The organism is Streptomyces pseudogriseolus, from assembly GCA_002154585.1.
In the GTDB taxonomy this organism is placed as follows: Bacteria; Actinomycetota; Actinomycetes; order Streptomycetales; family Streptomycetaceae; genus Streptomyces; species Streptomyces pseudogriseolus.
Window position 1 is genome coordinate 1 of sequence record MUNG01000714.1, and the last position, 299, is coordinate 299.

Below are 299 nucleotides of genomic sequence, written 5' to 3' on the forward strand. Positions count from 1 at the left end.
GGCACGGGCTCCTCGCCGGACGGCAGATGCGTGGCGTACTTGTCCAGCAGCCGGCGCGTGATGCTCGGGGCGAGCATCGCCTCCCCGGCGGCCACCACCCGGATCGCCTGCACCAGCTCGTTGGCCGGGGCGTCCTTCAGCAGGAAGCCGCTGGCCCCCGCCTTCAGCGCCTCCACCACGTACTCGTCGAGATCGAACGTCGTCAGCACCAGCACCTTCGCCGGGCCGTCGCGCTCCGGGCCGGTGATCTGGCGGGTGGCCTCCACCCCGTCCATCCGCGGCATGCGGATGTCCATGAG

The 299-nt window shown here is 71.9% G+C and carries 1 protein-coding gene; it reads right to left on the reverse strand.

Going from position 1 to position 299, the window contains the following annotated elements; translation table 11 throughout:
* Window positions 1–299, reverse strand: a 299-nt coding sequence (locus CCN29_RS34275; protein ID WP_143661477.1) for a response regulator, incomplete at both ends; no start/stop codon positions are given.